The 26,207-nt window shown below is 41.1% G+C and carries 23 protein-coding genes; 18 read left to right on the top strand and 5 right to left on the bottom strand.

Translation table 11 applies throughout. The annotated features are described in order from the left end of the window. Positions 1-376: 376 nt before the first annotated feature. On the top strand, positions 377-1,873 hold the full coding sequence (locus P20311_RS12950) for a bifunctional ADP-dependent NAD(P)H-hydrate dehydratase/NAD(P)H-hydrate epimerase (RefSeq protein ID WP_008113516.1): 1,497 nt from the start codon (positions 377-379) through the stop codon (positions 1,871-1,873). Positions 1,874-1,939: 66 nt separating this feature from the next. Here the strand turns inward: P20311_RS12950 and rnk are convergent, their stop codons facing one another. The 4 genes from rnk to P20311_RS12930 all read right to left on the bottom strand — a co-directional run bounded on the left by rnk (position 1,940) and on the right by P20311_RS12930 (position 5,102). Then, on the bottom strand, positions 1,940-2,353 hold the full coding sequence (gene rnk, locus P20311_RS12945; RefSeq protein WP_008113515.1) for a nucleoside diphosphate kinase regulator: 414 nt from the start codon (positions 2,351-2,353) through the stop codon (positions 1,940-1,942). Between the two features lie 176 nt (positions 2,354-2,529). After that, on the bottom strand, positions 2,530-4,176 hold the full coding sequence (gene groL, locus P20311_RS12940) for a chaperonin GroEL (protein ID WP_008113513.1): 1,647 nt from the start codon (positions 4,174-4,176) through the stop codon (positions 2,530-2,532). 49 nt (positions 4,177-4,225) lie between these two features. Further along, the gene (locus tag P20311_RS12935) at positions 4,226-4,513 is read right to left on the bottom strand and encodes a co-chaperone GroES (RefSeq protein WP_008113511.1); all 288 of its coding nucleotides are present in this window, start codon (positions 4,511-4,513) and stop codon (positions 4,226-4,228) included. Positions 4,514-4,622: 109 nt separating this feature from the next. Continuing rightward, positions 4,623-5,102, bottom strand: a complete 480-nt coding sequence (locus tag P20311_RS12930) for an FxsA family protein (protein WP_008113509.1) — start codon at positions 5,100-5,102, stop codon at positions 4,623-4,625. A gap of 237 nt (positions 5,103-5,339) precedes the next feature. Here P20311_RS12930 and cutA point away from each other — a divergent pair, with 237 nt between their 5' ends. The 15 genes from cutA (at position 5,340) to P20311_RS12855 (ending at position 20,853) form a co-directional block, all read left to right on the top strand. Then, positions 5,340-5,660, top strand: coding sequence for a divalent-cation tolerance protein CutA (cutA, locus tag P20311_RS12925; RefSeq protein WP_008113508.1), 321 nt, complete (start codon positions 5,340-5,342; stop codon positions 5,658-5,660). Then, positions 5,660-7,465 (top strand): protein-disulfide reductase DsbD, encoded by a 1,806-nt coding sequence (locus P20311_RS12920; RefSeq protein WP_008113506.1) that lies wholly within the window; start codon positions 5,660-5,662, stop codon positions 7,463-7,465. The genes cutA and P20311_RS12920 overlap by 1 nt, the downstream gene beginning before the upstream one ends. A 229-nt stretch (positions 7,466-7,694) precedes the next feature. After that, a complete protein-coding gene (aroQ, locus tag P20311_RS12915) occupies positions 7,695-8,147 on the top strand; it encodes a type II 3-dehydroquinate dehydratase (protein ID WP_008113504.1) in 453 nt (150 codons plus the stop codon). A 33-nt stretch (positions 8,148-8,180) separates the two neighbouring features. Beyond that, the gene (gene accB, locus P20311_RS12910; RefSeq protein WP_008113502.1) at positions 8,181-8,645 is read left to right on the top strand and encodes an acetyl-CoA carboxylase biotin carboxyl carrier protein; all 465 of its coding nucleotides are present in this window, start codon (positions 8,181-8,183) and stop codon (positions 8,643-8,645) included. 26 nt (positions 8,646-8,671) lie between these two features. Then, positions 8,672-10,012, top strand: coding sequence for an acetyl-CoA carboxylase biotin carboxylase subunit (accC, locus tag P20311_RS12905; protein WP_008113500.1), 1,341 nt, complete (start codon positions 8,672-8,674; stop codon positions 10,010-10,012). Between the two features lie 125 nt (positions 10,013-10,137). Further along, entirely contained in the window at positions 10,138-10,605 is a 468-nt protein-coding gene (gene tsaE / locus P20311_RS12900) for a tRNA (adenosine(37)-N6)-threonylcarbamoyltransferase complex ATPase subunit type 1 TsaE (protein ID WP_008113499.1), read from the top strand. 28 nt (positions 10,606-10,633) lie between these two features. Further along, positions 10,634-11,977, top strand: coding sequence for an N-acetylmuramoyl-L-alanine amidase (locus P20311_RS12895; RefSeq protein WP_008113497.1), 1,344 nt, complete (start codon positions 10,634-10,636; stop codon positions 11,975-11,977). 30 nt (positions 11,978-12,007) lie between these two features. Next, a complete protein-coding gene (mutL, locus tag P20311_RS12890; protein ID WP_008113496.1) occupies positions 12,008-13,834 on the top strand; it encodes a DNA mismatch repair endonuclease MutL in 1,827 nt (608 codons plus the stop codon). A 10-nt stretch (positions 13,835-13,844) separates the two neighbouring features. After that, positions 13,845-14,762 (top strand): tRNA (adenosine(37)-N6)-dimethylallyltransferase MiaA, encoded by a 918-nt coding sequence (miaA, locus tag P20311_RS12885; RefSeq protein WP_008113495.1) that lies wholly within the window; start codon positions 13,845-13,847, stop codon positions 14,760-14,762. An 81-nt stretch (positions 14,763-14,843) separates the two neighbouring features. Then, on the top strand, positions 14,844-15,107 hold the full coding sequence (gene hfq, locus P20311_RS12880) for an RNA chaperone Hfq (RefSeq protein WP_008113494.1): 264 nt from the start codon (positions 14,844-14,846) through the stop codon (positions 15,105-15,107). 16 nt (positions 15,108-15,123) lie between these two features. Then, a complete protein-coding gene (hflX, locus tag P20311_RS12875; protein ID WP_008113493.1) occupies positions 15,124-16,413 on the top strand; it encodes a ribosome rescue GTPase HflX in 1,290 nt (429 codons plus the stop codon). Positions 16,414-16,513: 100 nt separating this feature from the next. Further along, the gene (gene hflK / locus P20311_RS12870) at positions 16,514-17,683 is read left to right on the top strand and encodes an FtsH protease activity modulator HflK (RefSeq protein ID WP_008113492.1); all 1,170 of its coding nucleotides are present in this window, start codon (positions 16,514-16,516) and stop codon (positions 17,681-17,683) included. Positions 17,684-17,688: 5 nt separating this feature from the next. Continuing rightward, the gene (gene hflC, locus P20311_RS12865) at positions 17,689-18,567 is read left to right on the top strand and encodes a protease modulator HflC (protein ID WP_008113491.1); all 879 of its coding nucleotides are present in this window, start codon (positions 17,689-17,691) and stop codon (positions 18,565-18,567) included. Between the two features lie 210 nt (positions 18,568-18,777). Continuing rightward, positions 18,778-20,091 carry an adenylosuccinate synthase gene (locus P20311_RS12860; protein WP_008113490.1) on the top strand — a complete coding sequence of 438 codons (1,314 nt, stop codon included), beginning with the start codon at positions 18,778-18,780 and terminating at the stop codon, positions 20,089-20,091. Between the two features lie 123 nt (positions 20,092-20,214). After that, positions 20,215-20,853, top strand: coding sequence for a tetratricopeptide repeat protein (locus P20311_RS12855; RefSeq protein ID WP_008113489.1), 639 nt, complete (start codon positions 20,215-20,217; stop codon positions 20,851-20,853). 150 nt (positions 20,854-21,003) lie between these two features. Here P20311_RS12855 and P20311_RS12850 read toward each other — a convergent pair whose 3' ends face one another. Further along, the gene (locus P20311_RS12850) at positions 21,004-22,863 is read right to left on the bottom strand and encodes a sodium:proton antiporter (protein WP_008113488.1); all 1,860 of its coding nucleotides are present in this window, start codon (positions 22,861-22,863) and stop codon (positions 21,004-21,006) included. An 862-nt stretch (positions 22,864-23,725) separates the two neighbouring features. On the opposite strand from P20311_RS12850, the gene proB reads away from it, so the two are divergent. Both proB and P20311_RS12840 read left to right on the top strand, forming a co-directional pair. Further along, positions 23,726-24,832 carry a glutamate 5-kinase gene (proB, locus tag P20311_RS12845; protein WP_008113486.1) on the top strand — a complete coding sequence of 369 codons (1,107 nt, stop codon included), beginning with the start codon at positions 23,726-23,728 and terminating at the stop codon, positions 24,830-24,832. Further along, positions 24,829-26,076 carry a glutamate-5-semialdehyde dehydrogenase gene (locus tag P20311_RS12840; protein ID WP_008113483.1) on the top strand — a complete coding sequence of 416 codons (1,248 nt, stop codon included), beginning with the start codon at positions 24,829-24,831 and terminating at the stop codon, positions 26,074-26,076. Before proB ends, P20311_RS12840 begins: the two co-directional genes overlap by 4 nt. Positions 26,077-26,207 lie beyond the last annotated feature (131 nt).

The following is a 26,207-nucleotide window of genomic DNA, read 5'->3' as shown; positions in this document are numbered from 1 at the left end:
TACAAGAAAGCCCGATTCGAAAGAGTCGGGCTTTTTTACGTCTGGAATAAAGTAAAAAGAAGTTCGAGGTGAAAGGTATTAGGTTAAAGGAAGAGAATTGACCAGAACCGACCCCACGACATTCTACTGCGCTGTCGCTACGAAGTAGTATACCCACTCCAAATACAAGAAAAGTGCAAAGCATCCGGCTTTAAGTAAAAAATAAGCTCTGCTTTACACTGATCTCCTATTACCCTCTATTGTATGGTGATCCTCGTTATACAAAATTAATAGCTCCTTAAATAAAGCCTTATAGATTACATAACTATGTTTTACTTGAAAAAGAATTTATTAAGCCCAAAATGAAATTAAGTATTTTTATTAAATTGAGCTTTTTATGTCATTACTACTAACGTCATCTAAGTGCGAACAATGGACCTATTTATCAAAACAGGTAAAAGAGTATGAAGAACAAGCAGCCCATGCTGAGGGCGCTGATCTATACACGCTGATGCAGCGCGCCGCGCAGGCTGTTTTTTACTGTTGGAAAACCTTTAATGCAAAGCAAACGTTAGTTATTACAGGTAATGGAAATAATGCTGGAGATGGTTATGAGGTAGCTCGATTAATTAAACAAGCTGATAGGCATGTAGTTGTTTGTGCTATTAATCCGGGTAAAGTCTTAACCGGAGACGCGGCAAAAGCGCAAAAAAAATGGATTAATGCGGGTGGTCAGATATGTGACTTTTCGCAGGAATTACTTGATGAGTGTGATGCCATAGTTGATGCATTGCTTGGGACAGGTTTAACTAATAACGTGCATGACAAATTTGCTGAAATGATTAAAGCAGTTAATCAAAGTGCAAAACCTATCCTTAGTATTGATGTACCGTCAGGTATTAATGCAGATACTGGCTGCCCCCACGGAGCAGCCATTATGGCAACTAAAACGGTTACACTAGTTGGGATAAAACAAGGGCTCACAACGGCTACAGGGAAGCAGTATGCGGGGGATTTGCACTTCGATGATTTAGGCGTTGGCGAGCAGTTTATGAAATTAGCGACCCCTTCAGCTCAGATTATTAATATAGACAGCTTCAGACCATTGCCTGAACGCTTGGTGAGTAGTCATAAAGGCAGTCATGGTAAATTATTGTGTATAGGTGGAAACCATGGCTCTGCAGGGGCTATTAGGTTAAGTGCTGAAAGTGGATTAAGAGCTGGTGCTGGAATGGTAAAAGTATATACCCATGAACATGCCGTTTTACCTGTGAGTATCGGGCGACCAGAGCTTATGGTAACTAGTGAACATTTGGATGATGCTTTAGCGTGGTCAACGTGTGTAGTTATCGGTCCTGGTTTAGGTCAAGATGAGTGGGCCCAAAAAACCTTTGAGCGAGTTATCCGTTATTGCCAACAATATAATATGCCTACTGTTATTGATGCAGATGCCTTAAACTTATTAGCTAAGCAATCTTCTTCTTATAAATTAAGTAATACCGTGCTAACGCCTCATCCCGCAGAGGCTGCACGATTATTAGAGTTAACTACCACTGATATTGAAGCTGACCGTTTCTATTATGCTCGACAATGTGCAATTAACTTTGATGCGACCTCTATTTTAAAGGGTTCAGGTACGCTAATTGATAACACAGAGCATACTTGGGTATGTGAAAATGGTAACCCCGGTTTGGCTGTAGGAGGCAGTGGTGATGTGCTTAGCGGGATAATTGGGGCGTTAATGGCTCAAGGATTAAATAGCAGTGATGCCGCGTGCTATGGTGTTGTGTTACATGCAACGGCGGGTGATAGGGCTTGTGAACAATCAGGACAAAGAGGAATGTTAGCTAGTGATTTATTTACTCATGTAAGAGCACTGATAAATCATTTATAATTGAGCTAGTCAAAGCAGCATTGACTTGTATGTACTCGCTAATGTCTTCGCTGCTTACTTTGGCTACTATCTGTGAAGCTCACCAGCTCTTTCAGGCTGATAAATAACTTCTTTGATTGTTACTGTAACTAATCCACCGCCTGGCTTAGGCCATTCAATTTGATCTCCTTGTGAAAGGCCGAGTAGTGCACTACCGATAGGGGCTAAGATTGATATTTTGTCACCACTTGAGTCAATGTTTTTTGGGTAAACAAGCGTTAAAGTAAACTCCTCACCTGTAGATTCAACAACAAAGTTCACGGTTGAATTCATGGTTACCACAGTTGCGGGAACTTCATGCGGCTCAACTATGTTGGCTCGTCCAAGCTCTGCTTCAAGTTCTTTTTCACCCGCAAAGCTGTTTGCAGGCAACGACTCCATCAGTGCATATAATCTATCTGCATCCAGCGATGAAATGATAATTTCAGGTTTTGTATTCAACTTAATATCCTTAATCATGTTAAATAAAATTTACTCTGGGTATAGCTTGCAGGAACTCAGTTGCATTGAAATACACTGAGGTAATTTTATTGTTGTCTAGTGAATTTATTTTATCTCTATTGCTAAAAACCCAGCCGAAGCTGGGTTTTTATTTGAGCTAAGTGGTTAGGGGATGATTACATCATACCGCCCATACCACCCATGCCGCCCATGCCACCCATATCAGGAGCGCCCGCTTCTTCTTTAGGGATTTCAGCGACCATTGCTTCTGTGGTGATCATTAGTCCGGCAATCGATCCTGCAAATTGTAATGCAGAACGCGTTACTTTCGTTGGATCTAGGATGCCCATTTCAATCATGTCGTTGTATTCGCCAGTGGCTGCATTGTACCCGTAGTTACCTTCGCCGCCTTTAACTGCGTTAATAACAACTGATGCTTCATCACCTGCGTTTGTAACGATTTGACGAAGTGGTGCTTCCATCGCACGAAGTGCCACTTTAATACCGTGGTTTTGATCTTCGTTGTCGCCTAGTAAGTCTACTAATTTGCTAGCAGCACGAACTAATGCAACACCACCACCTGGTACTACGCCTTCTTCAACCGCTGCGCGAGTTGCATGTAATGCATCTTCAACACGATCTTTTTTCTCTTTCATTTCCATCTCAGTAGCGGCACCTACTTTGATCACTGCAACACCGCCAGCTAACTTAGCCATGCGCTCTTGTAGTTTTTCTTTGTCGTAGTCTGAAGTCGCTTCTTCAATTTGTGCTTTGATTTGTGCAACACGGCCGTTAATGCCGTCTTCTTCACCAGCACCATCAATGATTGTTGTGTCATCTTTAGTGATTACTACACGTTTAGCTGTACCTAAGTCTTCAACTGTTGCTTTTTCAAGCTCAAGGCCGATTTCTTCAGAAATCACAGTACCGCCAGTTAAAACCGCGATATCTTGTAGCATTGCTTTACGACGATCGCCAAAACCAGGTGCTTTAACCGCTGATACTTTTACAATACCACGCATGTTATTAACTACTAGTGTCGCTAACGCTTCACCTTCAAGGTCTTCTGCGATAATTAGTAGAGGTTTACTTGCTTTAGCAACCGCTTCTAATGTTGGTAATAATTCACGGATGTTAGATATTTTTTTATCTACAAGTAAGATAAATGGGTTATCTAGTTCAACCGCGCCTTTTTCAGCGTTGTTGATAAAGTATGGAGATAAGTAACCACGGTCAAACTGCATGCCTTCTACAACATCTAGTTCGTTTTCCAGTGATTGACCTTCTTCAACGGTGATTACACCAGTGTTACGGCCTACTTTTTCCATTGCATCAGCAATGATTTCACCAATTTCTTTATCAGAGTTAGCTGAAATAGTACCCACTTGTGCAATCGCTTTAGTATCAGCACATGGAACAGAAAGCGCTTTAAGTTCTGCAACTGCAGCAATGATTGCTTTATCAATACCGCGCTTAAGATCCATTGGGTTCATACCCGCAGCAACTGCTTTAAGACCTTCGTTTACAATAGACTGAGCAAGCACAGTTGCGGTAGTAGTACCGTCACCAGCAGCATCATTTGCTTTAGACGCTACTTCTTTAACCATTTGTGCGCCCATATTTTCAAACTTATCTTCAAGTTCGATTTCTTTTGCTACAGATACACCATCTTTGGTGATCACTGGAGAGCCAAATGATTTGTCTAGTACAACGTTACGACCTTTAGGGCCTAATGTTACTTTTACTGCGTTTGCTAAAATGTTTACGCCAGTTAGCATTTTTGCACGTGCGTCGCCTGCAAACAGTACTTCTTTTGCTGCCATGTTTAATTTCCTCTAAATTCTTAAAATGTGTGTTAAACGAAAAGTAGGTTTAGCCTACAATGCCTAAAATATTGTCTTCACGCATGATCAGGTACTCTTGACCTTCGATCTTTTCAGTTTTTTCAACATATGAGCCAAATAACACAGTGTCACCGGCTTTCACTTCTAACGCGCGAACGTCACCGTTTTCTAAAACGCGACCATTACCTACGGCAACAACTTCTCCGCGAGTTGATTTTTCAGCTGCAGAGCCAGTTAATACAATACCGCCAGCAGACTTGGTTTCTTCTTCTAGACGCTTGATGATTACGCGATCTTGTAAAGGACGAATGTTCATGTTTTTAGTTCTCCTAACAGTTTCTGAACAGTACAGAAAAAAGTGTATCTAATTTGCTTTCATTAATGGGGGTGGAGTGAAAAATTCCAAGAGAAAAAATGATAAATTTTTAATCTTTTCGCTCGTATTCACCATCTATGGTATTAGGACGGTTTTCATCTTGCTCATGATGCATAGATTGATGAGGTTGTGAAAACCCTGAAGTACTCGTTTGGTGCATACTAGCGCTCATTCTCACTGTTGCTTGGCTGGCAAGTCCTGCGGCTAATTTATTACGAATTGCAGGAGTAAGAAGCAGTAAGCCAAATACATCCGTCATAATGCCAGGTGTTAATAAAAGTACCCCAGCAATAATCACGCAAATACCGGTAAACAACTCTTTAGCCGGCATTTGCCCTTGAGCCATTTGCACTTGTACGTTTTGTAATGCGCCCATCCCTTGCTGTTTCACCATTTTCGCACCCACAATAGCGGTTAGTACCACCAAAGCGATTGTTGCGAAGCCACCTATTACGTCACTAACCTGAATTAGTAAGGCAATTTCAATAATAGGAATGATGATAAACAGCAAAAATAAAATTCTAAACATAAGACTCTCTAAAATGACACTCATTAAGGTGCTAATGAAATATAAGTGAGGGTTGTCGGGTCTATTTTCAAGCTAATAAGAGTAAGTAATAAACTTTAATGTTAGTAAAGTTATAGCTAGTGGGTTTAAGTCACTTTACTGTAAAGACCTCAAATGTTGACAGAGTTCGTGTCTACACATTATACCCGCTATCAGCTACTATGGGGCTAGACCCCCGTAAACAAGTAAAGGTTCACTATGACAACGCAATTTAAACTTATTTTTACCACTTGCAGAGATAACCACGAAGCCCGTTTATTGGCTATGGCGCTAATTGAAAAGAAACTGGCTGCTTGTGTAAATATTTTACCTGCCATGACTTCAATTTACATATGGGAAGGTGAAGTAGCCGAGGCAACTGAAGTGAAGCTGCTAATTAAAACCAAGGCCGATAAAATGAACGATGTATTTTTAACTTTGAAAGATCTTCACAGCTATGAAGTACCAGAAATACAAGTCGTTGATGTAGCAACCGGTAACTTGGCTTACTTTAATTGGATGGATGAGGTGCTTCATTAATGCGCTTTATTTTATTTTTTTTATTAAGCGTATTAATGGCGCCTGTTTGGGCAACACAAAATACCCTTGATGATTTTCTTAAACCAACTCAGCACACATTTTTACCGGTAAATGAAGCGTTTGTATTTGATTTTGATCAGCAAGGTAGTACGTTATTTGTTGGTTGGGATATCGCTGATGACTATTATTTATACAAAGATAAAATAGAAATTATTGCTAAAGGTGCCAGCATTGACGTGCCTGAGTTGGGCTCTGGTGAAGTTATTGAAGATGAGTTTTTTGGTAAAACTGAAGTGTTTTTTAATTCTCTCAGTATTATCAGCAAGCTTAGTAATGTAAGTGAAGATGGCGTTGTTAAGGTGCGTTATCAAGGCTGTGCAAAAGCAGGGCTGTGTTATCCACCTGAAATTATAAGCATTCCATTGAGTGTACTGGCAGGTGAGAATAATACTAATGACAATACCGCAACAAGTAGTGCATTCTCGGCACTTAGCCAACCTGTAGAAAAACCTGTTACTGCAGCAACACCTGAGAAAGAGCTCACCTTTACAGAGCAACTAGCTAGTCAGAGCTTAATGGTTAACCTTGCTATATTTTTTGCTGTGGGTGTAGGTTTGGCATTTACACCGTGTGTATTTCCGATGTTCCCTATTTTATCTAGCTTAATTGCGGGTCAAAAGAACCTGTCTACCAAAAAAGCATTTGCACTGTCATTTGTTTATATTCAGGGTATGGCGGTCACCTATGCTGCATTAGGCTTAGTGGTTGCTGCATTAGGCGGCCAAGTGCAAGGTTACTTACAGCACCCATATGTATTGATAAGTTTTAGCTTATTGTTTGTGTTGTTGGCTATGTCGATGTTCGGTTGGTACGAAATAAAATTACCTAGCAGTATGATGAACAAACTAACCCAAGTGAGCAATAACCAAAAAGGCGGTAATTACATTGGGGTATTCCTGATGGGGGTTTTATCAGGGCTTATTGCATCACCCTGTACCACTGCACCTTTATCAGCCGCATTATTATTTGTAGCGCAAAGCGGCGATTACTTAGTCGGTGGACTAACGCTTTACGTACTTAGCCTAGGAATGGGCTTACCACTGTTACTCCTTGGTACATCGGGAGGTAAGCTATTACCTAAAGCTGGCGGGTGGATGGAACAAGTTAAAACTTTATTTGGTTTTATTATGTTAGTTGTGCCACTTATTTTGCTAGAGCGAATTATCGATATCGAGATAATTTTATTATTAGCTGGTTTATTAGCTATCGCTACAGCGCTTTATTTTCATCATTGGCAAAGCGCCCAATCGCAAGGTAAGTTAAAAACTTTACTGTGGTTTATGGCTGTTTTATTAGTGCTCACAGGAATTAACTTAACCAAAAACTATTTTTGGCCAACACCAACAGTGAGTTTGCAAACAACCTCGCAAAGCAATGAGTTTAAACATGTTGCTAACTTGGCCGAGCTTAAACAAGCCGTATCACAAGCAAATAGCGAAGGTCGCATGGTTATGGTGGACTTATACGCTGACTGGTGTGTAGCGTGTAAAGAGTTTGAGCATTACACATTTCCTGACCCGCAAGTGCAAAGTGAGTTTAGCCATTACCAATTGATTCAAATTGACCTAACCCAAAGCGATAATGAAACAATTGAGCTTATGGAAGCATACTCAGTGTTTGGTTTGCCGAGTATTTTATTCTTCAATACCCAAGGTGAAGAGTTAAGTGCACAACGTGTAACTGGCTTTTTAAATGCGGATGATTTTGCTAAGCACCTAGCTGCAGTGCGTGCCAGCGCTGAATAATCATTCTATATGGCACAACATTATATTAATGTTGTGCCATATCACTTCCCTCAATGTATGTCCCCAGAACAGAGATTAGACCAGTATTTTGCTGCTATTTACTTCGAAATCACTATAATAGTTGGTTAACGTGAGAAATTGTTGCTATCTTACTTTTTTCTGCTTACTTTTTAGAGAAAAACTAGTTAGTAACCGCTTAACTCATTACTTATAGGATATATCGCGTATTATGGCTGCAAAATTAAAGATTTTAGTTATAAATGGCCCAAATTTAAACATGCTAGGAAAGCGTGAACCTGATAAGTACGGTTCGCATTCTTTAGAGCATATTATGAGCGAGTTAAACAGCGCTGCTAATAGTTTAGGTGTGGCATTAACGCATTTCCAAAGTAATAGTGAACAAGCGCTCATTGAACGCATTCATGATGCTTGGCAAGCGGTTGATTACATAATAATTAACCCAGCAGCATTTACGCACACAAGCGTCGCATTACGTGATGCATTGCTAAGTGTTGATATTCCGTTCTTTGAAGTGCACTTAAGTAATGTGCATGCACGTGAAACGTTTCGCCATCATTCTTATTTTTCTGATGTGGCGCAAGGCGTTATTTGTGGATTAGGTGCAATGGGTTATCACGCTGCTTTAAATGCAGCAGTCAGCCGATTGCAAAACTCAAACTAAATTTAAACTAACAAACTAATAGGCGGGCCGTTTATGGATATTCGCAAGATCAAAAAACTAATTGAATTAGTAGAAGAATCAGGTATTGCAGAACTAGAAATCACTGAAGGTGAAGAATCAGTACGTATTAACCGTAACAACATGAGTGCCGGTCCTGCGTACGCGCAATTTGCACCACAGCAATACGCTCCAGCACCTGCTCCAGCGGCAGCTGCACCATCTGCACCTGCGGCCGTGGAATCTGAAGCACCTGCAGGGCCTACAGGTCATCAAGTTAAGTCACCTATGGTAGGTTCTTTTTATGCAGCAGCTTCTCCAGAAGCACCAGCATATGTTGAAGTGGGTTCTCAAGTTAAAGTTGGCGACACACTATGTATCGTTGAAGCAATGAAGATGATGAACCAAATTGAGTCAGATAAAGCCGGTACAGTAAAAGCTATTTTAGTAGAAAACGGCGAGCCAGTAGAATTTGATCAACCTTTATTCATCATTGAATAATAGCGCAACGTAAAAGGCCAACTCTCATGTTAGATAAAGTAGTCATTGCAAACCGAGGTGAAATTGCACTTCGTATATTGCGCGCCTGCAAAGAGCTTGGGATCAAAACGGTTGCTGTGCATTCAACGGCGGATCGCGATCTTAAGCATGTATTGCTAGCAGATGAAACCATCTGTATTGGTAAACCTGCAGCAACTGAAAGTTACTTAGACATTCCACGCATTATTGCCGCAGCAGAAATTACTGATGCGGTCGCTATCCACCCAGGTTATGGTTTTCTTGCAGAAAATGCAGACTTTGCCGACCAAGTTGAGCAAAGCGGTTTTGTATTTATCGGTCCTCGCGGCGACACTATTCGTCTAATGGGCGATAAAGTATCGGCAATCGAAGCGATGCGTAAAGCGGGTGTTCCGTGTGTGCCAGGTTCTGATGGTCCGGTATCGGATGATAAAGAGCGCAACATGCAAATTGCTAAGCGTATTGGTTACCCGGTAATTATAAAAGCAGCTGGCGGTGGCGGTGGCCGTGGTATGCGTGTTGTTCGCAACGAAGCTGAGTTAATCAATTCAATTGCGCTAACGCAACAAGAAGCGAAACAGTTCTTTGGCAACAGCATGGTTTACATGGAGAAATTCCTTGAAAACCCACGCCATATTGAAGTACAAGTATTGGCCGACGGTCAAGGCAATGCGGTTCACTTAGGTGAGCGTGATTGTTCAATGCAACGTCGTCACCAAAAAGTAGTGGAAGAGGCGCCAGCGCCAGGCATTACTGCAGAAGTACGTAAGTTCATTGGTGAGCGTTGTACACGCGCATGTATCGAAATTGGTTATCGTGGTGCGGGTACGTTTGAGTTCTTATACGAGAACGGTGAATTTTACTTCATTGAAATGAACACCCGTATTCAGGTTGAGCACCCAGTAACTGAAATGGTCACTGGTGTTGATTTAATCAAAGAGCAATTAAAAATTGCCGCTGGTCAGCCTTTATCATTTACTCAAGAAGATGTGGTTATTCGTGGCCATGCTATTGAGTGTCGTATTAATGCTGAAGATCCAGAAACCTTTATTCCATCACCTGGTAAAATTACCCGTTTTCATCCAGCTGGTGGTTTAGGTATTCGTTGGGACAGCCATATTTACGCTGACTACACAGTTCCTCCACATTACGATTCAATGATTGGCAAGCTAATTACTTACGGTGAAAACCGTGATGTAGCTATTGCCCGTGCACGTAATGCACTTAATGAACTCGTTATCGATGGTATTAAAACCAACACCCCACTGCATAAGCGTATTCTTGCAGATGAAAACTTCAAAAATGGTGGTACAAATATCCACTATCTTGAGAAGAAATTAGGGCTGTAAAGTCTATGCTAATTAAAACCGGCTTAAGCCGGTTTTTTTATCTTTAAAAAAGAGGCAGTATCACCTTAAATAAATAATCTGGTATGATTAACAAATATGCGCTTTTCGTAAATTTTGAGGTAATCATGTCGTGTAGTTTTAATTTTCATTTAGTCGATGAAAATGCCACTGTTGCTATGGGTAATAAATTAGCTGCCATAATAGAACAGGGCGCAGTTATTTATTTGCATGGTGATTTGGGGGCAGGTAAAACGACATTTACTCGCGGTATAGTGCAAGGTTTTGGTCATACAGGTAAGGTTAAAAGTCCCACTTATACACTTGTTGAGCCCTACGAACTTGCGCGTGGCAATGTTTATCATTTTGATTTATATCGATTAGGTGACCCAGAAGAGCTTGAATTTATGGGGATTCGTGATTATTTTTCAGCAACGGCAATTTGTATTGTTGAGTGGCCGGAAAAAGGTGGAGAATTTATCCCTGTTCCCGATCTAAATGCTACGCTAAGTTATGTAGGTGACGAGCGTAAAATTGTTATTAACAGCGCCAGTGAGCGTGGTGTAGCAATTGTCGAAAAACTAAATAATAGATAATAAAATAGTTAAGGCAGTGATTATCAAAATGAGTCGTGGTTTAGTTAAACTTTTTATTTACCTCATGGTTTTTACAGTGAGCTTGCCATTGTGGGCGCAAAACACTATTAATAGTGTGCGTGTTTGGCCATCACCTGATAGCACTCGGGTGGTGTTTGATCTCGACGATAAACCCGACTTTAGTTACTTTATGTTAAAAAACCCAAGCCGTTTAGTCGTTGATTTAGAAAATACGGATGAGTTGAAAACATTGCCAGGTGTGCCATCAAAGCACCAAATAGTTAGTAAGTTACGCTACTCAAAACCTAAAAATGAACACAGCGTGCGTTTAGTGTTTGAATTAAGCGGACCGGTCAAGCCTGTGGTATTTGCATTGGCACCTACGGGGCCTTATAAAAACAGGTTAGTGGTCGACTTATACGACAAGAGTCAACCTCAAGGGGCGGTCAGTCCGGCACAAACGGCAGCTAAAAAACGCCAGTTAAGCCAAGAACGCGACATTGTTATTGCCATTGATGCAGGCCATGGTGGTGAAGATCCAGGCTCCATTGGCCCTTCAGGTACCTACGAAAAAGACATCACTTTACAAATTGCCAAGCGTTTAGAGCGCATGATTGATGCTGAGCGCGGTATGATTTCGCGTATGGTTCGTAGTGGCGATTACTTTGTAAAACTTAATACACGTACTAATCGTGCTCGCCAGAAAAAAGCCGACTTTTTTGTTTCTATTCATGCTGATGCGTTTACCAGTCCAGGGCCAAATGGGGCTTCGGTATGGGTGTTGTCGTTGCGACGCGCCAACTCAGAAATAGGTAAATGGATTGAGGATAAAGAAAAGCACTCTGAGTTACTTGGCGGGGCCGCTGATGTTATTAAAGATGCTGCTAATGAAAAGTACTTAGCGCAAGCCTTGCTTGATATGTCGATGGATCATTCAATGAAAACAGGGCTTAATGTTGCAGATGAAGTAATAAAAGAATTAAGAAAAGTAGCAAAAATGCATAAAAAGGCACCGCAACATGCCAGCCTTGCAGTATTAAAGTCGCCAGATATTCCGTCTATTTTAGTTGAAACTGGATTTATCTCTAATCCTCGTGAAGAGCGACTGCTTAAAAGCGCCAATCACCAAGAGCGTTTGGCGAAAGCCATGTTTACCTCAATTAAAAATTACTATTTGCGCAACCCACCCGACGACTCTCTGTTTGCGTCATTAAAGTCTCAATACCCAACAAAGCACAAGGTACGTCCGGGGGAGTCATTGAGTATGTTGGCAGGGCGATATGGTGTCAGTATTAATCAAATTAAACAGGTTAATAAGCTCAGTTCAAATACGCTATTTATTGGTCAAGAACTTGATATTCCTCAGAGTTAATTTTAAAAGCGCACAACATTTAGGGTTTTTATGAGTATTGAAATATTACCTGCGCGCTTGGCAAACCAGATTGCGGCGGGTGAAGTTGTTGAACGTCCTGCATCGGTGGTTAAAGAGTTAGTAGAAAATAGCCTAGATGCAGGCGCGACACGTATTCAAATAGATATTGAGCGCGGTGGTCATAAGCTGATTCGAATTCGTGATAATGGCTCAGGGATTGCAAAAGAGGAGCTCACATTAGCGCTCTCTCGCCATGCTACCAGTAAACTAAAGTCGCTAGACGACTTAGAAAATATTTGTTCTCTAGGCTTTAGAGGCGAAGCTCTCGCGTCCATTAGCTCGGTATCTCGCTTAACTTTAAGCTCTAAGCCCGAACAGCAAGAAGCTGCTTGGCAAGCCTTTGCACAAGGCCGAGATATGGCCGTGGAGGTAAAGCCTGTGGCACATCCCAGCGGTACTACAATTGAAGTAAAAGACTTATTTTTTAATACCCCAGCACGGCGTAAGTTTTTACGTACCGAAAAAACCGAGTTTAGCCATATTGATGAGCTTATAAAGCGGATTGCGCTGAGTCGCTTTGATGTATCAATTACGTTAACTCATAACGAAAAAGTAGTACGGCAATATCGCGCTAAAACCGATCCTGCTCAAGCGATTACACGAGTTGCCCAAGTCGCGGGTAAAGCGTTTGCTGAACAGGGACTACATATCCAATCAGGCGAATCAGGGCTGCAACTACATGGTTGGGTGTTGCCAGTTGGCTCGGCCAATACCACACAGTACACCTATGTAAATAATCGTATGATGCGCGATAAACTTATTTTGCATGCTATTCGCCAAGCATTTGAAGAGGTCAGTGGTGAGCAAGAGTTACCTGGGTTTGTGATTTATATTGATATAGATCCACGTCAAGTAGATGTGAACGTACATCCTGCTAAACATGAGGTGCGCTTTCATCAAGGGCGCTTAGTACATGACTTTATTTTACAAGCGATTAAACAAGTTGTTGTGCCCCTGCAAGCTGAGTTTGTTAATTCGCCAGCCGCTCACACGCATCATTCACCGGTTACATCGTTTAACCAAGAACACACGACCAATAGTGAACTTTTTGATTATCCTAAGTCGTCATTACAACCAAGTCATTCGCCATCTACAAGCGGTGCCTCTTATAATGGCAGTCGTCAGGGCGGAGGCGGACAGGTGCGTGCCGAAAGCCAAAATTACCATGACGTAAATGCGTTTTATCAGGGCGTGAATGAGCAACAAGCGCAGCACTTTGATAATGCGGCAGCATTTGTGCAATCTAATGAGACGCAAGTATCAGATACAGCACTGCGCACTGTCGATATAATAACCATTGAACAGGGCGTTTGTGTGTTCAATGATGCAAACCAACTTTATTGTTCACACTTTAAATATGTGCTAGCAGATGATTGGCTTGCACAAATTAAAGAGCAAGGCAGCCTTGAGGGCAAAGCATTGTTATTACCCGTGCGGGTTAACGTATCAAAACAGGATACTGAGATGCTGGCTGCGCAACAATCATGGTTTACTTTGCTTGGTTTTGAACTTTTAATTGAAAAACAGTTTGTTATGGTTAAAAAATTGCCTGTTTGCTTGTACTTACTTGATGTGAGTGCCGCAGTAGATGCCTTACTTGAGGGGTGTAAAGCCCAATTAGAAAGTATTGATAAGTGGTTAGCGTGGCAGGTAAATGTAATACCCACACGGTTCTATGCCAGTAATGCCTTTGCAGCACAGCAAACTCGCTTACAAAATAATGCGCAAACAATTGAACGTTTACGTGAAAAAGCGGTTAAAATAGAATTAAAGTCTTATCTAGCGCAATTTAATTAGGGTATTCGTGTTGAGTAATTTACCGGTCATATTTTTAATGGGCCCCACCGCTGCTGGTAAAACAGCATTGGCAATTTCACTGTGTGAGCATTTAAATACTGAAATTATCAGCGTTGATTCGGCACTGGTTTATAAAGGTATGGATATTGGTACCGCTAAACCGGATGCCGATGAACTAGCACGTGCTCCACATCACTTAATTGACTTACTTGATCCAAGCGAAACCTATTCAGTGGCTGATTTTAGACGCGATGCGATAGAAAAAATTGATAAATTTCATCAACAAGGTAAAGTGCCTGTACTGGTTGGAGGTACAATGATGTACTTTAAAGCCTTAATTGATGGACTATCTCCTTTACCTGAGGCTGATGAGCAGATAAGGGCAGAACTTGAAATGCAGGCGAAACAGCATGGCTGGCCACATTTGTATCAAGAGCTATTAAGAATAGATCCTCAAGCAGCGCAAAAGATGAGTGAAAATGATTCACAGCGAATTAATCGCGCTTTAGAGGTTTACCGTATAACAGGTAAAACAATGACTGAATTGCAAAAGCAAAAACAGCCACCTTTACCTTATACTTTTCATCAATTTGCTATTGCTCCAGATGATCGTAAAGAGTTACACCAGCGAATTGCAGAAAGGTTTAAAATAATGATTGAACAGGGGTTTGAAAAAGAAGTTTCGACCCTATATCTACGTGAGGATTTACATCCCAATATGCCTTCTATTCGTTGTGTAGGTTATAGACAGATGTGGGATTACCTTGCGGGTGAAATAGATCACGATGAAATGGTTTTTCGCGGTATTGCTGCCACACGTCAATTGGCTAAGCGTCAATTAACGTGGTTAAGAAGTTGGCCTGACGTTACATGGTTGACAACCGGTGATGAAGAAAACTTGCATCGTGTAGTAAGTTCGCTAAGCTAGTAGTAGTTGGACAAAATTTAGCTTTGTTAAATTAGTTCAGCCACTTAATTATAATAACACCTAGAACGAAGGAATAATAACATGGCAAAAGGCCAATCGTTACAAGACCCATTTTTAAATGCATTACGCCGCGAGCGCATTCCAGTATCAATTTTTTTGGTAAATGGCATAAAATTACAAGGTAAAATTCAGTCATTTGACCAATTTGTAATTTTACTGGAAAACACTGTTAATCAAATGGTGTATAAACATGCAATTTCAACAGTTGTACCTGCACGCGCAGTCAACTTCCAAGGTGTACAGGGAAATGAAGACACTGAAGAAACTGAACCTGGAAACTTTTAAATTAGGAGCGTAATGCTTGTTTGACCGCTATGAATCTGGCGAACAGGCAATTTTAGTCCATATCGACTTACCTAAAGATGGGGATCGTGAAGATCTTCATGAATTAGAAATGTTGGTATCTTCTGCTGGTGTTAGTAGTTTGGCGGTTGTGCAAGGCAGCCGTCAAGCACCACATCCTAAGTTATTTGTCGGTACCGGCAAAGCGGAAGAAATAGCTGAAATTGTCAAAATCCACAATGCCGATGTTGTCATTTTTAACCATCAGTTGAGCCCGTCTCAAGAACGCAATTTAGAGCGTGTTTGTCAATGTCGGGTGCTTGACAGAACAACACTTATTCTTGATATTTTTGCTCAGCGTGCCCGTACTCATGAAGGTAAACTTCAAGTTGAGTTGGCGCAGCTTCGCCATATGTCTACACGCTTAATCCGTGGGTGGACTCACCTTGAGCGCCAAAAAGGGGGGATAGGCTTACGTGGTCCGGGTGAAACGCAGCTAGAAACCGATCGACGTTTATTGCGCGCACGTATTAAAAATATTCGTGCACGACTTGCCAAAGTGGCTGTACAGCGTGAACAAGGTCGACGTGCTCGTACACGTAATGAAATTCCAACAGTGTCGCTGGTGGGCTATACCAATGCCGGAAAATCAACACTGTTTAACTACATTACCGATTCAGATGTGTATGCAGCCGATCAACTATTCGCCACTCTAGATCCAACGCTACGTAAACTCGATATAGGTGATGTTGGCTCCGTTATTTTAGCGGATACTGTAGGGTTTATTCGTCACTTACCGCATGATTTAGTGGCTGCATTTAAAGCAACCCTAACCGAGACGCGTGAAGCCGATTTGCAACTGCATGTGATAGATGTAGCTGACCCTCGCCGAAAAGAAAATATTGAACAGGTACAAGAAGTCCTTAAAGAGATTGAAGCCGACGAGGTACCGCAGTTATTAGTTTATAACAAAATTGATGCGCTTGATGAGGTAACGCCACGTATTGATCGTGATGACGAGGGCCAACCTATAAGAGTATGGCTATCGGCAAAAACTGGCGAAGGCTGTGAATTACTTAGTGAAGCTATCAGCGACTTACTCGCTAAACAAATGCTTAACGAAACACTGTTACTCGCACCGCAGTATGGGCGTTTAAGAGCATCGCTATTTAATTTAAGCGCAGTACACAATGAACGGTTTGATGAGCAAGGTAATTGGTTGCTTGATGTACGATTACCTATGATTGAATGGAACCGTTTAATTAAAGATTTTGGCCCTGAAATTGAAAGTTTTATTAGCTGCGATTAAAAACTGCAAGATTAATGTCGGTTTTAGTATAAGAAACGCAGAAGATTTGTTAGATTTAACACAATTTCCGAATTTATTTAGATAACAATGGAGTATAGCTATGGCCTGGAATGAACCGGGTAATAATGGCAATGACAAAGATCCGTGGAATAACAAAGGCGGACGTGATCAAGGCCCACCTGATTTAGACGAGGTGTTCCGTAAATTCAGTAACAAGTTTAACGGCTTATTTGGCGGTAAAAAATCCGGCAATGGTAGCGGTGGTGGACTTGGCGGAGCCGGTATTTCATTTGTACTTATTATCGCTGCAATTGTATGGGCGCTAAGCGGTATTTATACGGTGAAAGAAGCTGAGCGCGGTGTCGTTCTTCAATTTGGTAAGTTTGACCGAATTGCAGATCCAGGCTTGCGTTGGAAAATGACCTTTATTGAAACGGTTATTCCAGTTGATATCGAAGCTGTTCGCTCGTTATCAGCATCAGGTTTTATGCTAACCGAAGATGAAAACGTAGTAAGCGTTGAATTTGAAGTACAGTATCGAGTAATCGACCCTTACTTGTACAAATTTAGTGTTACTAACGCTGACAGCAGCCTTGAAGAAGCATTAGATAGTGCGTTGCGTTACGTTGTTGGTCATTCAAAAATGGACCAAGTACTGACGAACGGCCGTGAAGTTGTGCGTCAAAATACCTGGGATGAGCTAAATCAAATCATCGAACCTTATAATTTAGGTTTAATCGTAACTGACGTTAACTTCAAGGACTCACGTCCACCAATGGAAGTTAAAGATGCGTTTGATGATGCAATTGCAGCCCAAGAGGATGAGCAACGCTTTATTCGTGAAGCAGAAGCGTATGCCCGTGAAATTGAGCCGCGTGCGCGTGGTCAAGTAACTCGTATGACGCAAGAAGCTGAAGGTTACCAAGAACGTATTACTTTAGAAGCGCAAGGTGAAGTGGCTCGTTTTGAGAAATTACTTCCAGAATACCAAGCAGCTAAAGAAGTAACACGTGAGCGTTTATACATAGATACGATGCAAGAAGTGCTGGCTAATAGCTCTAAAGTATTGGTTGATGTTAAAGGCGGTAATAACATGATGTACTTACCACTTGATAAAATCATGGAGAAACAGGGTTCATCAACACGCGTTGCTTTACCAAGCTCAAGCGATATTAACGATTTACGTAACAAGGTAAATACGTCACGCAACAGCACTGTTAATAGTGGTAACGATCGCTTTAACAATGATCGTTTTAACGACGGGAGATAAGAGCAATGAAAAACTTTAGTTTAGTAATCCTATTAGCCGCCATTGTGATGTCTTTCTCGTCGGTGTTCGTGGTCTCTGAAGGTCAAAAAGCGATTGTGCTTTTATTTAGTAAAGTGCAAAAAGACAGCGATGATCAAGCTGTAGTTTATGGTCCGGGTTTACACTTAAAAGTCCCATTTTTTAGCCAAGTACGTCGCATTGATGCACGTATTCAAACGCTAGATGGCACACCAGATCGCTTTGTAACTAGCGAGAAAAAAGACTTAATCGTTGACTCGTTTGTAAAGTGGCGCGTAAACGACTTTAGCTCTTTTTACCTGCGTGCACGTGGTGATAAGCAATACGCTGAAACACTACTTAAGCAAAAGGTAAACAATGGGCTACGTACTAACTTTGGTACGCGTACTATTCGTGAAATTGTATCTGGTGAGCGTAGCGAGCTGATGGAAGAAGCGTTAGTACAAGCCTCTGAAAGTGCTAGTGAGCTTGGTATTGAAGTACTTGATGTGCGTGTTAAGCAAATTAACTTACCACAAGAGGTGAGTAGCTCTATTTACCAACGTATGCGCGCTGAGCGTACTGCAGTTGCTAAAGAGCACCGCTCTGAAGGTCAGGAAAAAGCCGAAACAATTCGTGCAGGTGTTGACCGTCGTGTAACAGTAATGCTTGCCGATGCAGAACGTAATGCTCGTTCTGTTCGTGGTCAAGGTGATGCTGACGCTGCTGCGATTTACGCTAGTGCTTACAATAAAGACCCTGAGTTCTTTAGCTTTGTTCGCTCTTTAGAAGCTTATAAGCAAACTTTCAAAGGCAAGCAAGACGTGATGGTGTTATCACCGGATAGCGACTTCTTCCAATACATGAAAGGCGCGAAAGCTCAGTAATCATAGCTTTAGTTAAATTTGAAAAAGCCCTGCAATTGCAGGGCTTTTTGTTATCTCAATTTTAAGGCTATAAATGATTGTTATTTATGTGATTATTAGCTAAACACTGATGTTTACTAGCCGCACGAGGAAAAAATAAGCTAAACGGGGTGAACATTGCTTTAGTTTTCTGGTAAAATCTCGTCCTAATTTTCTCTAAGTGAATTTGCAATGGGTAAAAACGTTGTTGTACTAGGCACCCAATGGGGTGACGAAGGTAAGGGTAAGGTAGTTGACCTCCTTACAGATAAAGCATCTTTAGTAGTTCGTTATCAAGGTGGTCATAACGCTGGCCATACTTTAGTGATCGACGGTGAAAAGACAGTTCTACACCTTATTCCATCGGGTGTATTACGTGACAATGTTAAATGTGTGATTGGTAATGGTGTTGTTTTATCACCAGAAGCGCTAATGAAAGAAATTGGCATGCTTGAAGAGCGTGGCGTACCTGTACGTGATCGTCTTTTAATCAGTGAAGCATGTCCGCTAATATTGCCTTTCCATGTTGCATTAGATGTAGCTCGCGAAACTGCGCGTGGCGATAAACCAATCGGTACAACGGGTCGTGGTATCGGTCCAGCGTATGAAGATAAAGTAGCACGTCGTGGTTTACGTGTTGGCGATTTATTCAATCCTGAATTATTTGCTACTAAGTTAAAAGAAGTATTGGAATACCACAACTTCACATTAGTGAACTACTACAAAGTAGATGCTGTGGATTTTCAAAAAACGTTTGATGATGCAATGGCTGTCGCAGACATTTTAAAAGCAATGGTAGTTGATGTAACTGAGCTTTTAGATCAAACGCGTAACGCTGGTGACAACATCTTATTTGAAGGTGCACAAGGTACACTACTTGATATTGATCACGGTACTTACCCTTATGTAACATCTTCAAACACCACCGCTGGTGGCGTTGCTACAGGTGCGGGTTTTGGCCCATTACACCTCGATTATGTACTAGGTATCATTAAAGCGTACACAACACGTGTAGGTTCAGGTCCTTTCCCTACAGAGCTTTACGACGGTCTTGATAAGCAAGACCCAGTAGGTAAGCATTTAGGTGACAAAGGTCATGAATTTGGTGCTACTACAGGTCGTTTACGTCGTACTGGTTGGTTAGATGCAGTGGCTATGCGCCGTGCAGTCCAAATCAACAGCATTTCAGGATTTTGTTTAACTAAACTTGACGTTTTAGATGGTTTAGAAACACTTAAAATCTGTACTGGTTATAAGCTTGAAGATGGCACTGTGACAAACGTGACGCCATTAGCAGCTGAAGGTTACGATAAAGTAACGCCAGTATACGAAGAAATGCCTGGTTGGTCTGAAAATACAGTGGGTGTAACATCGCTTGAAGGTTTACCTAAAGCGGCAATTGATTACATTAAACGTATTGAAGAAATCACTGGCGTACCTGTTGATATTATCTCTACAGGTCCAGATCGTGTTGAAACGATGATACTTCGTAGCCCATTTGCATAATTGGGTTTATGTTGAAAAAAGCTGCCATGTGCAGCTTTTTTTATGTCTGCAGAAAAGTGACGCTATTAATAGTGGAACGATCTTTGTATATTATTTGGTAAGTTTATTTTTAAAGTGGTTAATATGCGTTTATCTTCTCGTTGCTCTGTGTGGTCATTATCACTACTCACACTTTCTTTATTTAATGTAAGCAATAGCTTAGCTGAAGAAAGTCCTGCAGCTGTGCCGCTGTATACTGAATCTGAGTTAATAGCTTTAATTAATGAGAACACTCATCTAGCCCGCGTAAAGGCAGATAATTGCCAGTTAGTACAAGATATAGAAGCGCGAGCCAATAAAATGGCATTGCCATCATATCAATTCCTATACGGTGATATGCTCGCTTATAAAGTGTGTGTTGAGCGTGATGTTGCTTTAGGTGTGTATTACATGAAAAAAGCGGCTGAGCAGGGCTTAGCGGCTGCATTAGAGCAACTAGGTCGCTACTACGACGTTGGGCAGTTGGTCCAAAAAGACAAAACCATGGCAATAACCTACTTACGTGAGGCGTCAGCGCAAGGCAACTTAAAAGCGCAGTTACGATTAGTTGGCTTGTTTAATCAAGGTTATGGTAGTCCAAGAGATTTCGAAGATGCTTATCGTTGGCTGTTTAACACCACGGTAGCCGATAAAGCGACACATAAAAAAATAGAGCGAGCATTAACAAAACTTGCTGAAAAAATGCCAGCCAGTGTCGTTACCCGCGCGCGCTTACCTATGTAACCTAAACTCTGGATAATAAATCTATCTCTGGCTAGAGAGAATAAACCTAATTATGACTATGATTTAATATGTTAGTAAATCTCTTAACCAGAGTTCAGGTATGTAAATAAAAAGCGAGAATGCCTTTGTGGCAATCTCGCTTTTTAGTTATTACTCGTCTTTTTTATTGTCTTTGGCTTTGTTATTGGCCGGATCTTTTAATAGCGATATCTTAGGCGGCTGTAACGCAACCACTCGCTCACCTTCTTGTGGTGGCTTTTCCATATCACTGGTAAAAGGCCTCATTTTCACTGGTGCGTCTTCATCACTGTCTTTATCCCCTTTGAGAATAAACAGTGGGATCGCTTCAGGATTCATTTCTAAATACTGCTGCCAGCTAAATTCTTCAGATATTCGCGTTGCACTCACTTTGCCGCCTTTGGCTATCACGCTACTTAAACGAGCATATGCGCCGTTTTCACCGAACAAAATTTGTCGAGATAAGAACGTTGCACTGTCTTTATTTGCTTTAGCATGTGATGAAGATGAGCGTAGTGAAAATACATTTTTTTCATTCAATAAATGAGAAAAATACTGCACCCCTAATGCGTTATGATGGCGATTAGGTGAAAGCGCTAAAACACTGCGAATAGTGGTTAAAGGTAAATAGCGTTCAGCATGCTCAGATTGTGGGTTACCGTAATAACAAGGTAAACCATCCATACGTGCCATTTTACAGTTTTCCCAAGCAGGGTCTGATAAATGAACGGGAATGTTTTGTTCTTTCAATCCACGAGCAATCGCTCTAGATACATGGTTTGCACCAATAATTAAAATAGTATTAGGGGAGGGCTGGCGCACCCCAAGCAATTTAGCAACAGGGATAGCGGTTAAGCTTTGCAGTACCACAGTGACAATAATAACCGTGAATATCAATGGCACCATTTTTTGTGCATCGGCTACACCGGCTTCTATCATACTTAATGCAAATACAGAACCTACGGCTGCAGCAACTATACCGCGAGGCGCAATCCAAGCCAGCACCAAGCGAGACTTCATTGGTAAATCGGTGCCAAAGGTTGAAATAGCAATACACAATGGGCGCGCAATAAATAACACAATAGCTAAGAATATAAATACGTCGCTGTCGAGCATCATTAAGTCAGATAGTTGTAATCTGGCAGCTAGTAATATAAACAAGGTTGAGATCAGAATCATCGAAAGATCTTCTTTAAACTCAAGCACCGAATCTATTTCTAAGTCATCTTGATTAGCTAACCAAATGCCAAATACAGTCACGGCCAATAAGCCTGACTCATGACTTAAATGGTTTGAAATCGAAAAACTAATTAACACTAACGCTAAAATGCCAAATTTATGTAGCTCAAATGGCAGCCATTCGCGGCGCATTAGTTGCGTTGTGATCCAGCCTGAAACCACACCAATACTCAAACCAACGCCAACGGTTTTAACTAGTGCAACGATAGTGTGGCTAAGCACTTCACCCTGACCAACTAACATCACGGCTTCAAATACTAATACCGCGAATAATGCGCCAATAGGGTCTATGACTATGCCTTCCCAGCGTAAAATACGGTCGATGTCTTGAGTGGGTCGCATTGAGTTGAGCAGTGGCGCAATAACCGTTGGTCCGGTTACAACAAGCACAGCGCCAAGTACTGCTGCGACTCGCCAATTTAGCTCTAATAACCAATAGGCGCTTAAACTGATAACGACACAGGTCATAAGCATACCAATAGAACAGAGGTTTCTTACGACTTTACTGATCCCTTTAAGCTCCCGGAAATGCAGTGTTAATGATCCTTCAAATAAAATCACAGCAACACTTAAAGACACCACAGGAAAAAGTAAATCGCCTAATAAAGCATCAGGGTCTAATACGCCAGTAAATGGCCCTAATAAAAGCCCAGTAAGCAACAAAAACAGAATAGCGGGTACTCTGAATGCCCAGGCGACCCATTGGGCTAGCACCGAACACAATGCAATACCGGCTATATAAATTGCTGACATAGAGTAAAAACTCCTTAATATTAATAATGTTTAAAAGTATAACTGTTACCTACCAGTAATACAGTGGGTATACACGTGTAAATTCAATTTAGCTAATAAATAATACTTATTTATTTAGTGTTAACGTCATTTTCTAAAATGTTATCAAAGTTATAGTCTCTATAACTCCTATTTATAGTAGTCTAACTGTATGATAGTTAATGTAAAAAACACTCGCTTTAGCAGTGTGGACCTATTTAGCTTGAATTTTAGCCTTGATCTAAGCCGCTACTTTGACGTATTATACTTCGTGTTCGAATAATTAGTTATCTAACCAAGTTTATAGTTTAAATACTTAATCATGTTTGATATAAACATTTTAACTCTCTTACTGATTGTTTTTACTTTGTTTTGTAATATTTGAACATACAATATCATTTACCGGACTCTTTGGTATGGTTTTGCTCAAGGTGTTTATTTGCTCAGTGCAGATAAATAAAGGTTTGAGTTGAACTATTACCTTTCAATATTTAATCCCCATCGTGGCGGTTAAATCTCGGTCCTTAAGTCATCACCCTATCTGTTGGTGTACCAGACTTAAGAGGCTCTATGTATGTTGTTAATAAAAAGGCCGCACACAGCTTTTTACAGCGATACATAAACAACACTTTATATTTTTTTAGTTAGTACGATCCGATTTATTTATTGGGTTAATACTATTTATTTTTGCATCTTAATTTAAAACGCTAGTTTTAGAGACGGTGTACGTGTGTGTAAAAAGTGTGGGCAATGATAAACAAATTCGACGCTGTGTTATAAACATAGCGACCTAGTTTCATTCATCAATGTGATGAATACAAATTAAATGGAAAGTTGAGCACTTATGCAAAAGTTAAATTGGCGACGTATCGTACTTAAAGTGGGCAGTGCCTTAATTGCACCCGATCAAGATGGCTGTCGTTCACGTTATTTATTAACCATCGCACAGTTTATTGTTCGCTGTCGCGCACGTGGAATAGAAGTTATTTTAGTTTCATCTGGTTCTGTAGCGGCTGGCTCACACTTATTTCCATCAGAACAACCTCGTTCAGTGGTAATGAAAAAAGCGATGGCAGCAGCAGGACAAACAGAAATGATGGCTATGTGGGATCGTTTCTTTGATTTTCCATCAGCGCAGCTATTATTAACTCATGGTGACTTACGTGACCGTGAGCGTTACCAGAGTATCCGTGAAACCGTATTTACATTGCTAGAGCATGGCGTGCTACCTATCATTAATGAAAATGATGCAGTAACAACAGATGATTTAAAAGTGGGTGATAACGATAATCTATCAGCCATGGTTGCAGCAGCCGCTGATGCCGACGCATTAATGATTTTCTCGGATGTAGATGGCTTGTACGATAAAAACCCAAATTTGCATGACGATGCCGTATTATTGCCTGAAATAAAATCAATTGATGATTCTATTTATGCTATGGCAGGATGTGCTACCAGTGCGGTAGGTACAGGTGGTATGAAAACCAAGATTGAAGCGGCAGAGAAAGCTACTTCACATGGTATTGCAACTTACATTATTAATGGCTTTAAAGAAGAAACCTTTACTCGCTTGTTAGCCGGTGAAAACCCAGGAAGTGTATTCTTGCCTTATGAAAAACCAATGCAAGATTCTATTCACTGGATGACACACACCGCCAATGAGCAGGGTGAAGTTGTTGTAGATGGATCGTTCGATGATTCATTAGAAGGTGAAGACGGCTGCTTACGTGGCGATGAGATCAGAGAAGTACATGGCGAGTTTGCTGTGGGCGATACTATCTTAGTGCGCAGTGAAGATGGTACGCGTTTAGCTAAAGCCACAGCAAATTACAGTAGCTGCTTGTTAAACTTTATTGCAGATAACGAGCAGAGTGAATTCAGCGAAAAAATGCAGGATTCAATTGGACCAATTATTTCAGAAAAAGATATCGCATTATTGGAGAAGTCATGAGTTTAATTACGGATATATCACGCCAAGCAGCAAAGGCTGCACATACACTTGCTTTACTCGATACCGAGACTAAAAACAAAGTGTTAACCGATATGGCAGCGGCATTAAGAGATCAAAAAGAATTTATAATTAAAGAAAACGAGAGTGACCTAAGTGCTGCACGCGACAATAACTTAGCGGCATCAATGATAGACCGTCTAACATTGAATGATGAGCGTATTGAAGCCATGGCTGAGGGTATCGAAGTGATTGTTTCACTTGATGATCCTGTTGGTCAGTTACGTGACATTACTGAGCGCCCTAATGGGATTAAAATTCGTAAAATGCGTGTACCACTAGGTGTGGTATGTATGATTTATGAAGCGCGTCCTAATGTAACGGCTGACGCGGGTGCATTATGCTTTAAATCAGGCAATGGTGTTATTTTACGCGGTGGTAAAGAAGCGCTTAAAAGCTCACAAGCCATTGCCAGTGTAATGCATAGCGTGCTTACTAAACATGCTCTACCAACTGCGTTAATTTCAGTGATCCCAGATCCTGACCGCGCCTTGCTCATGGAATTGATGCAACAACGCGATAGCATTGACTTAATCATCCCTCGTGGCGGTGAAGGCCTAATCAACTATGTTACTGAAAACAGCACAATCCCTGTTATTCAGCACTTTAAAGGCGTTTGTCATTTATATGTAGATAAAGATGCTGATTTAGAAGTGGCGCTCAATCTACTGCTAAATGGCAAGACTCAACGTACTGGCGTATGTAATGCACTAGAGGGTTTAGTGGTACACCAAGATGTAGCTGATGAGTTTTTAAATCTGTGTGCAGTTGTGCTTCGTCAAGAAGGTGTAAAAATTAATGCTGATGCCAAGGCGGCTGAGTACTTTGATAACGCTACTGTACTTGCTGATAACGAATTTGGCGAAGAGTACTTAGACCTAGAGTTAGCAATTCGCATTGTGCCAAGTTTTGATGCAGCGGTTGAACACATTGCTCAATTTGGTTCAAATCATACTGAAGTTATCTGTACTAAGAACGATGCGGCAGCAGAGTTATTTCAGCGTAGTGTGGATGCGTCGGTTGTTATGGTTAATGCGTCATCACGCTTTTCTGATGGCTCACAACTAGGCTTAGGGGCAGAGATTGGTATTGCAACGACCAAGCTACATGCTTATGGCCCTATGGGGCTTGAGTCATTAACCACTGAAAAATATTTAGTGAATGGTGTTGGTCAAGTTCGCGAATAACTTACCCAACCTTATAAACGATAAAAATGCCGGGCTTTGCTCGGCATTTTTGATCTCGATTTAGCAAAATCAAACAATTAAGCAAACAAAGAGATTAAAAAATACAAAGCATTATTAACAGAGAAGTTTAT

The sequence above is a fragment of the Pseudoalteromonas sp. BSi20311 genome (genome assembly GCF_000239875.1).
Taxonomy (GTDB): domain Bacteria; phylum Pseudomonadota; class Gammaproteobacteria; order Enterobacterales; family Alteromonadaceae; genus Pseudoalteromonas.
Note: the sequence above shows the minus strand (reverse complement) of the source record. Positions and strands in the feature narration are given on the sequence as shown.

What these genes read in the sequence shown, in the direction of transcription:
- tsaE (WP_008113499.1), top strand. Translation starts at nt 10,138, where the DNA reads ATGTCGTGTAGTTTTAATTTTCATTTAGTCGATGAAAATGCCACTGTT.
- groL (WP_008113513.1), bottom strand. Translation starts at nt 4,176, where the DNA reads ATGGCAGCAAAAGAAGTACTGTTTGCAGGCGACGCACGTGCAAAAATG.
- hfq (WP_008113494.1), top strand. Translation starts at nt 14,844, where the DNA reads ATGGCAAAAGGCCAATCGTTACAAGACCCATTTTTAAATGCATTACGC.
- aroQ (WP_008113504.1), top strand. Translation starts at nt 7,695, where the DNA reads ATGGCTGCAAAATTAAAGATTTTAGTTATAAATGGCCCAAATTTAAAC.
- P20311_RS12935 (WP_008113511.1), bottom strand. Translation starts at nt 4,513, where the DNA reads ATGAACATTCGTCCTTTACAAGATCGCGTAATCATCAAGCGTCTAGAA.
- P20311_RS12920 (WP_008113506.1), top strand. Translation starts at nt 5,660, where the DNA reads ATGCGCTTTATTTTATTTTTTTTATTAAGCGTATTAATGGCGCCTGTT.
- P20311_RS12850 (WP_008113488.1), bottom strand. Translation starts at nt 22,863, where the DNA reads ATGTCAGCAATTTATATAGCCGGTATTGCATTGTGTTCGGTGCTAGCC.
- P20311_RS12930 (WP_008113509.1), bottom strand. Translation starts at nt 5,102, where the DNA reads ATGTTTAGAATTTTATTTTTGCTGTTTATCATCATTCCTATTATTGAA.
- accB (WP_008113502.1), top strand. Translation starts at nt 8,181, where the DNA reads ATGGATATTCGCAAGATCAAAAAACTAATTGAATTAGTAGAAGAATCA.
- proB (WP_008113486.1), top strand. Translation starts at nt 23,726, where the DNA reads ATGCAAAAGTTAAATTGGCGACGTATCGTACTTAAAGTGGGCAGTGCC.
- P20311_RS12860 (WP_008113490.1), top strand. Translation starts at nt 18,778, where the DNA reads ATGGGTAAAAACGTTGTTGTACTAGGCACCCAATGGGGTGACGAAGGT.
- hflK (WP_008113492.1), top strand. Translation starts at nt 16,514, where the DNA reads ATGGCCTGGAATGAACCGGGTAATAATGGCAATGACAAAGATCCGTGG.
- hflC (WP_008113491.1), top strand. Translation starts at nt 17,689, where the DNA reads ATGAAAAACTTTAGTTTAGTAATCCTATTAGCCGCCATTGTGATGTCT.
- P20311_RS12950 (WP_008113516.1), top strand. Translation starts at nt 377, where the DNA reads ATGTCATTACTACTAACGTCATCTAAGTGCGAACAATGGACCTATTTA.
- mutL (WP_008113496.1), top strand. Translation starts at nt 12,008, where the DNA reads ATGAGTATTGAAATATTACCTGCGCGCTTGGCAAACCAGATTGCGGCG.
- P20311_RS12895 (WP_008113497.1), top strand. Translation starts at nt 10,634, where the DNA reads ATGAGTCGTGGTTTAGTTAAACTTTTTATTTACCTCATGGTTTTTACA.
- P20311_RS12840 (WP_008113483.1), top strand. Translation starts at nt 24,829, where the DNA reads ATGAGTTTAATTACGGATATATCACGCCAAGCAGCAAAGGCTGCACAT.
- cutA (WP_008113508.1), top strand. Translation starts at nt 5,340, where the DNA reads ATGACAACGCAATTTAAACTTATTTTTACCACTTGCAGAGATAACCAC.
- P20311_RS12855 (WP_008113489.1), top strand. Translation starts at nt 20,215, where the DNA reads ATGCGTTTATCTTCTCGTTGCTCTGTGTGGTCATTATCACTACTCACA.
- accC (WP_008113500.1), top strand. Translation starts at nt 8,672, where the DNA reads ATGTTAGATAAAGTAGTCATTGCAAACCGAGGTGAAATTGCACTTCGT.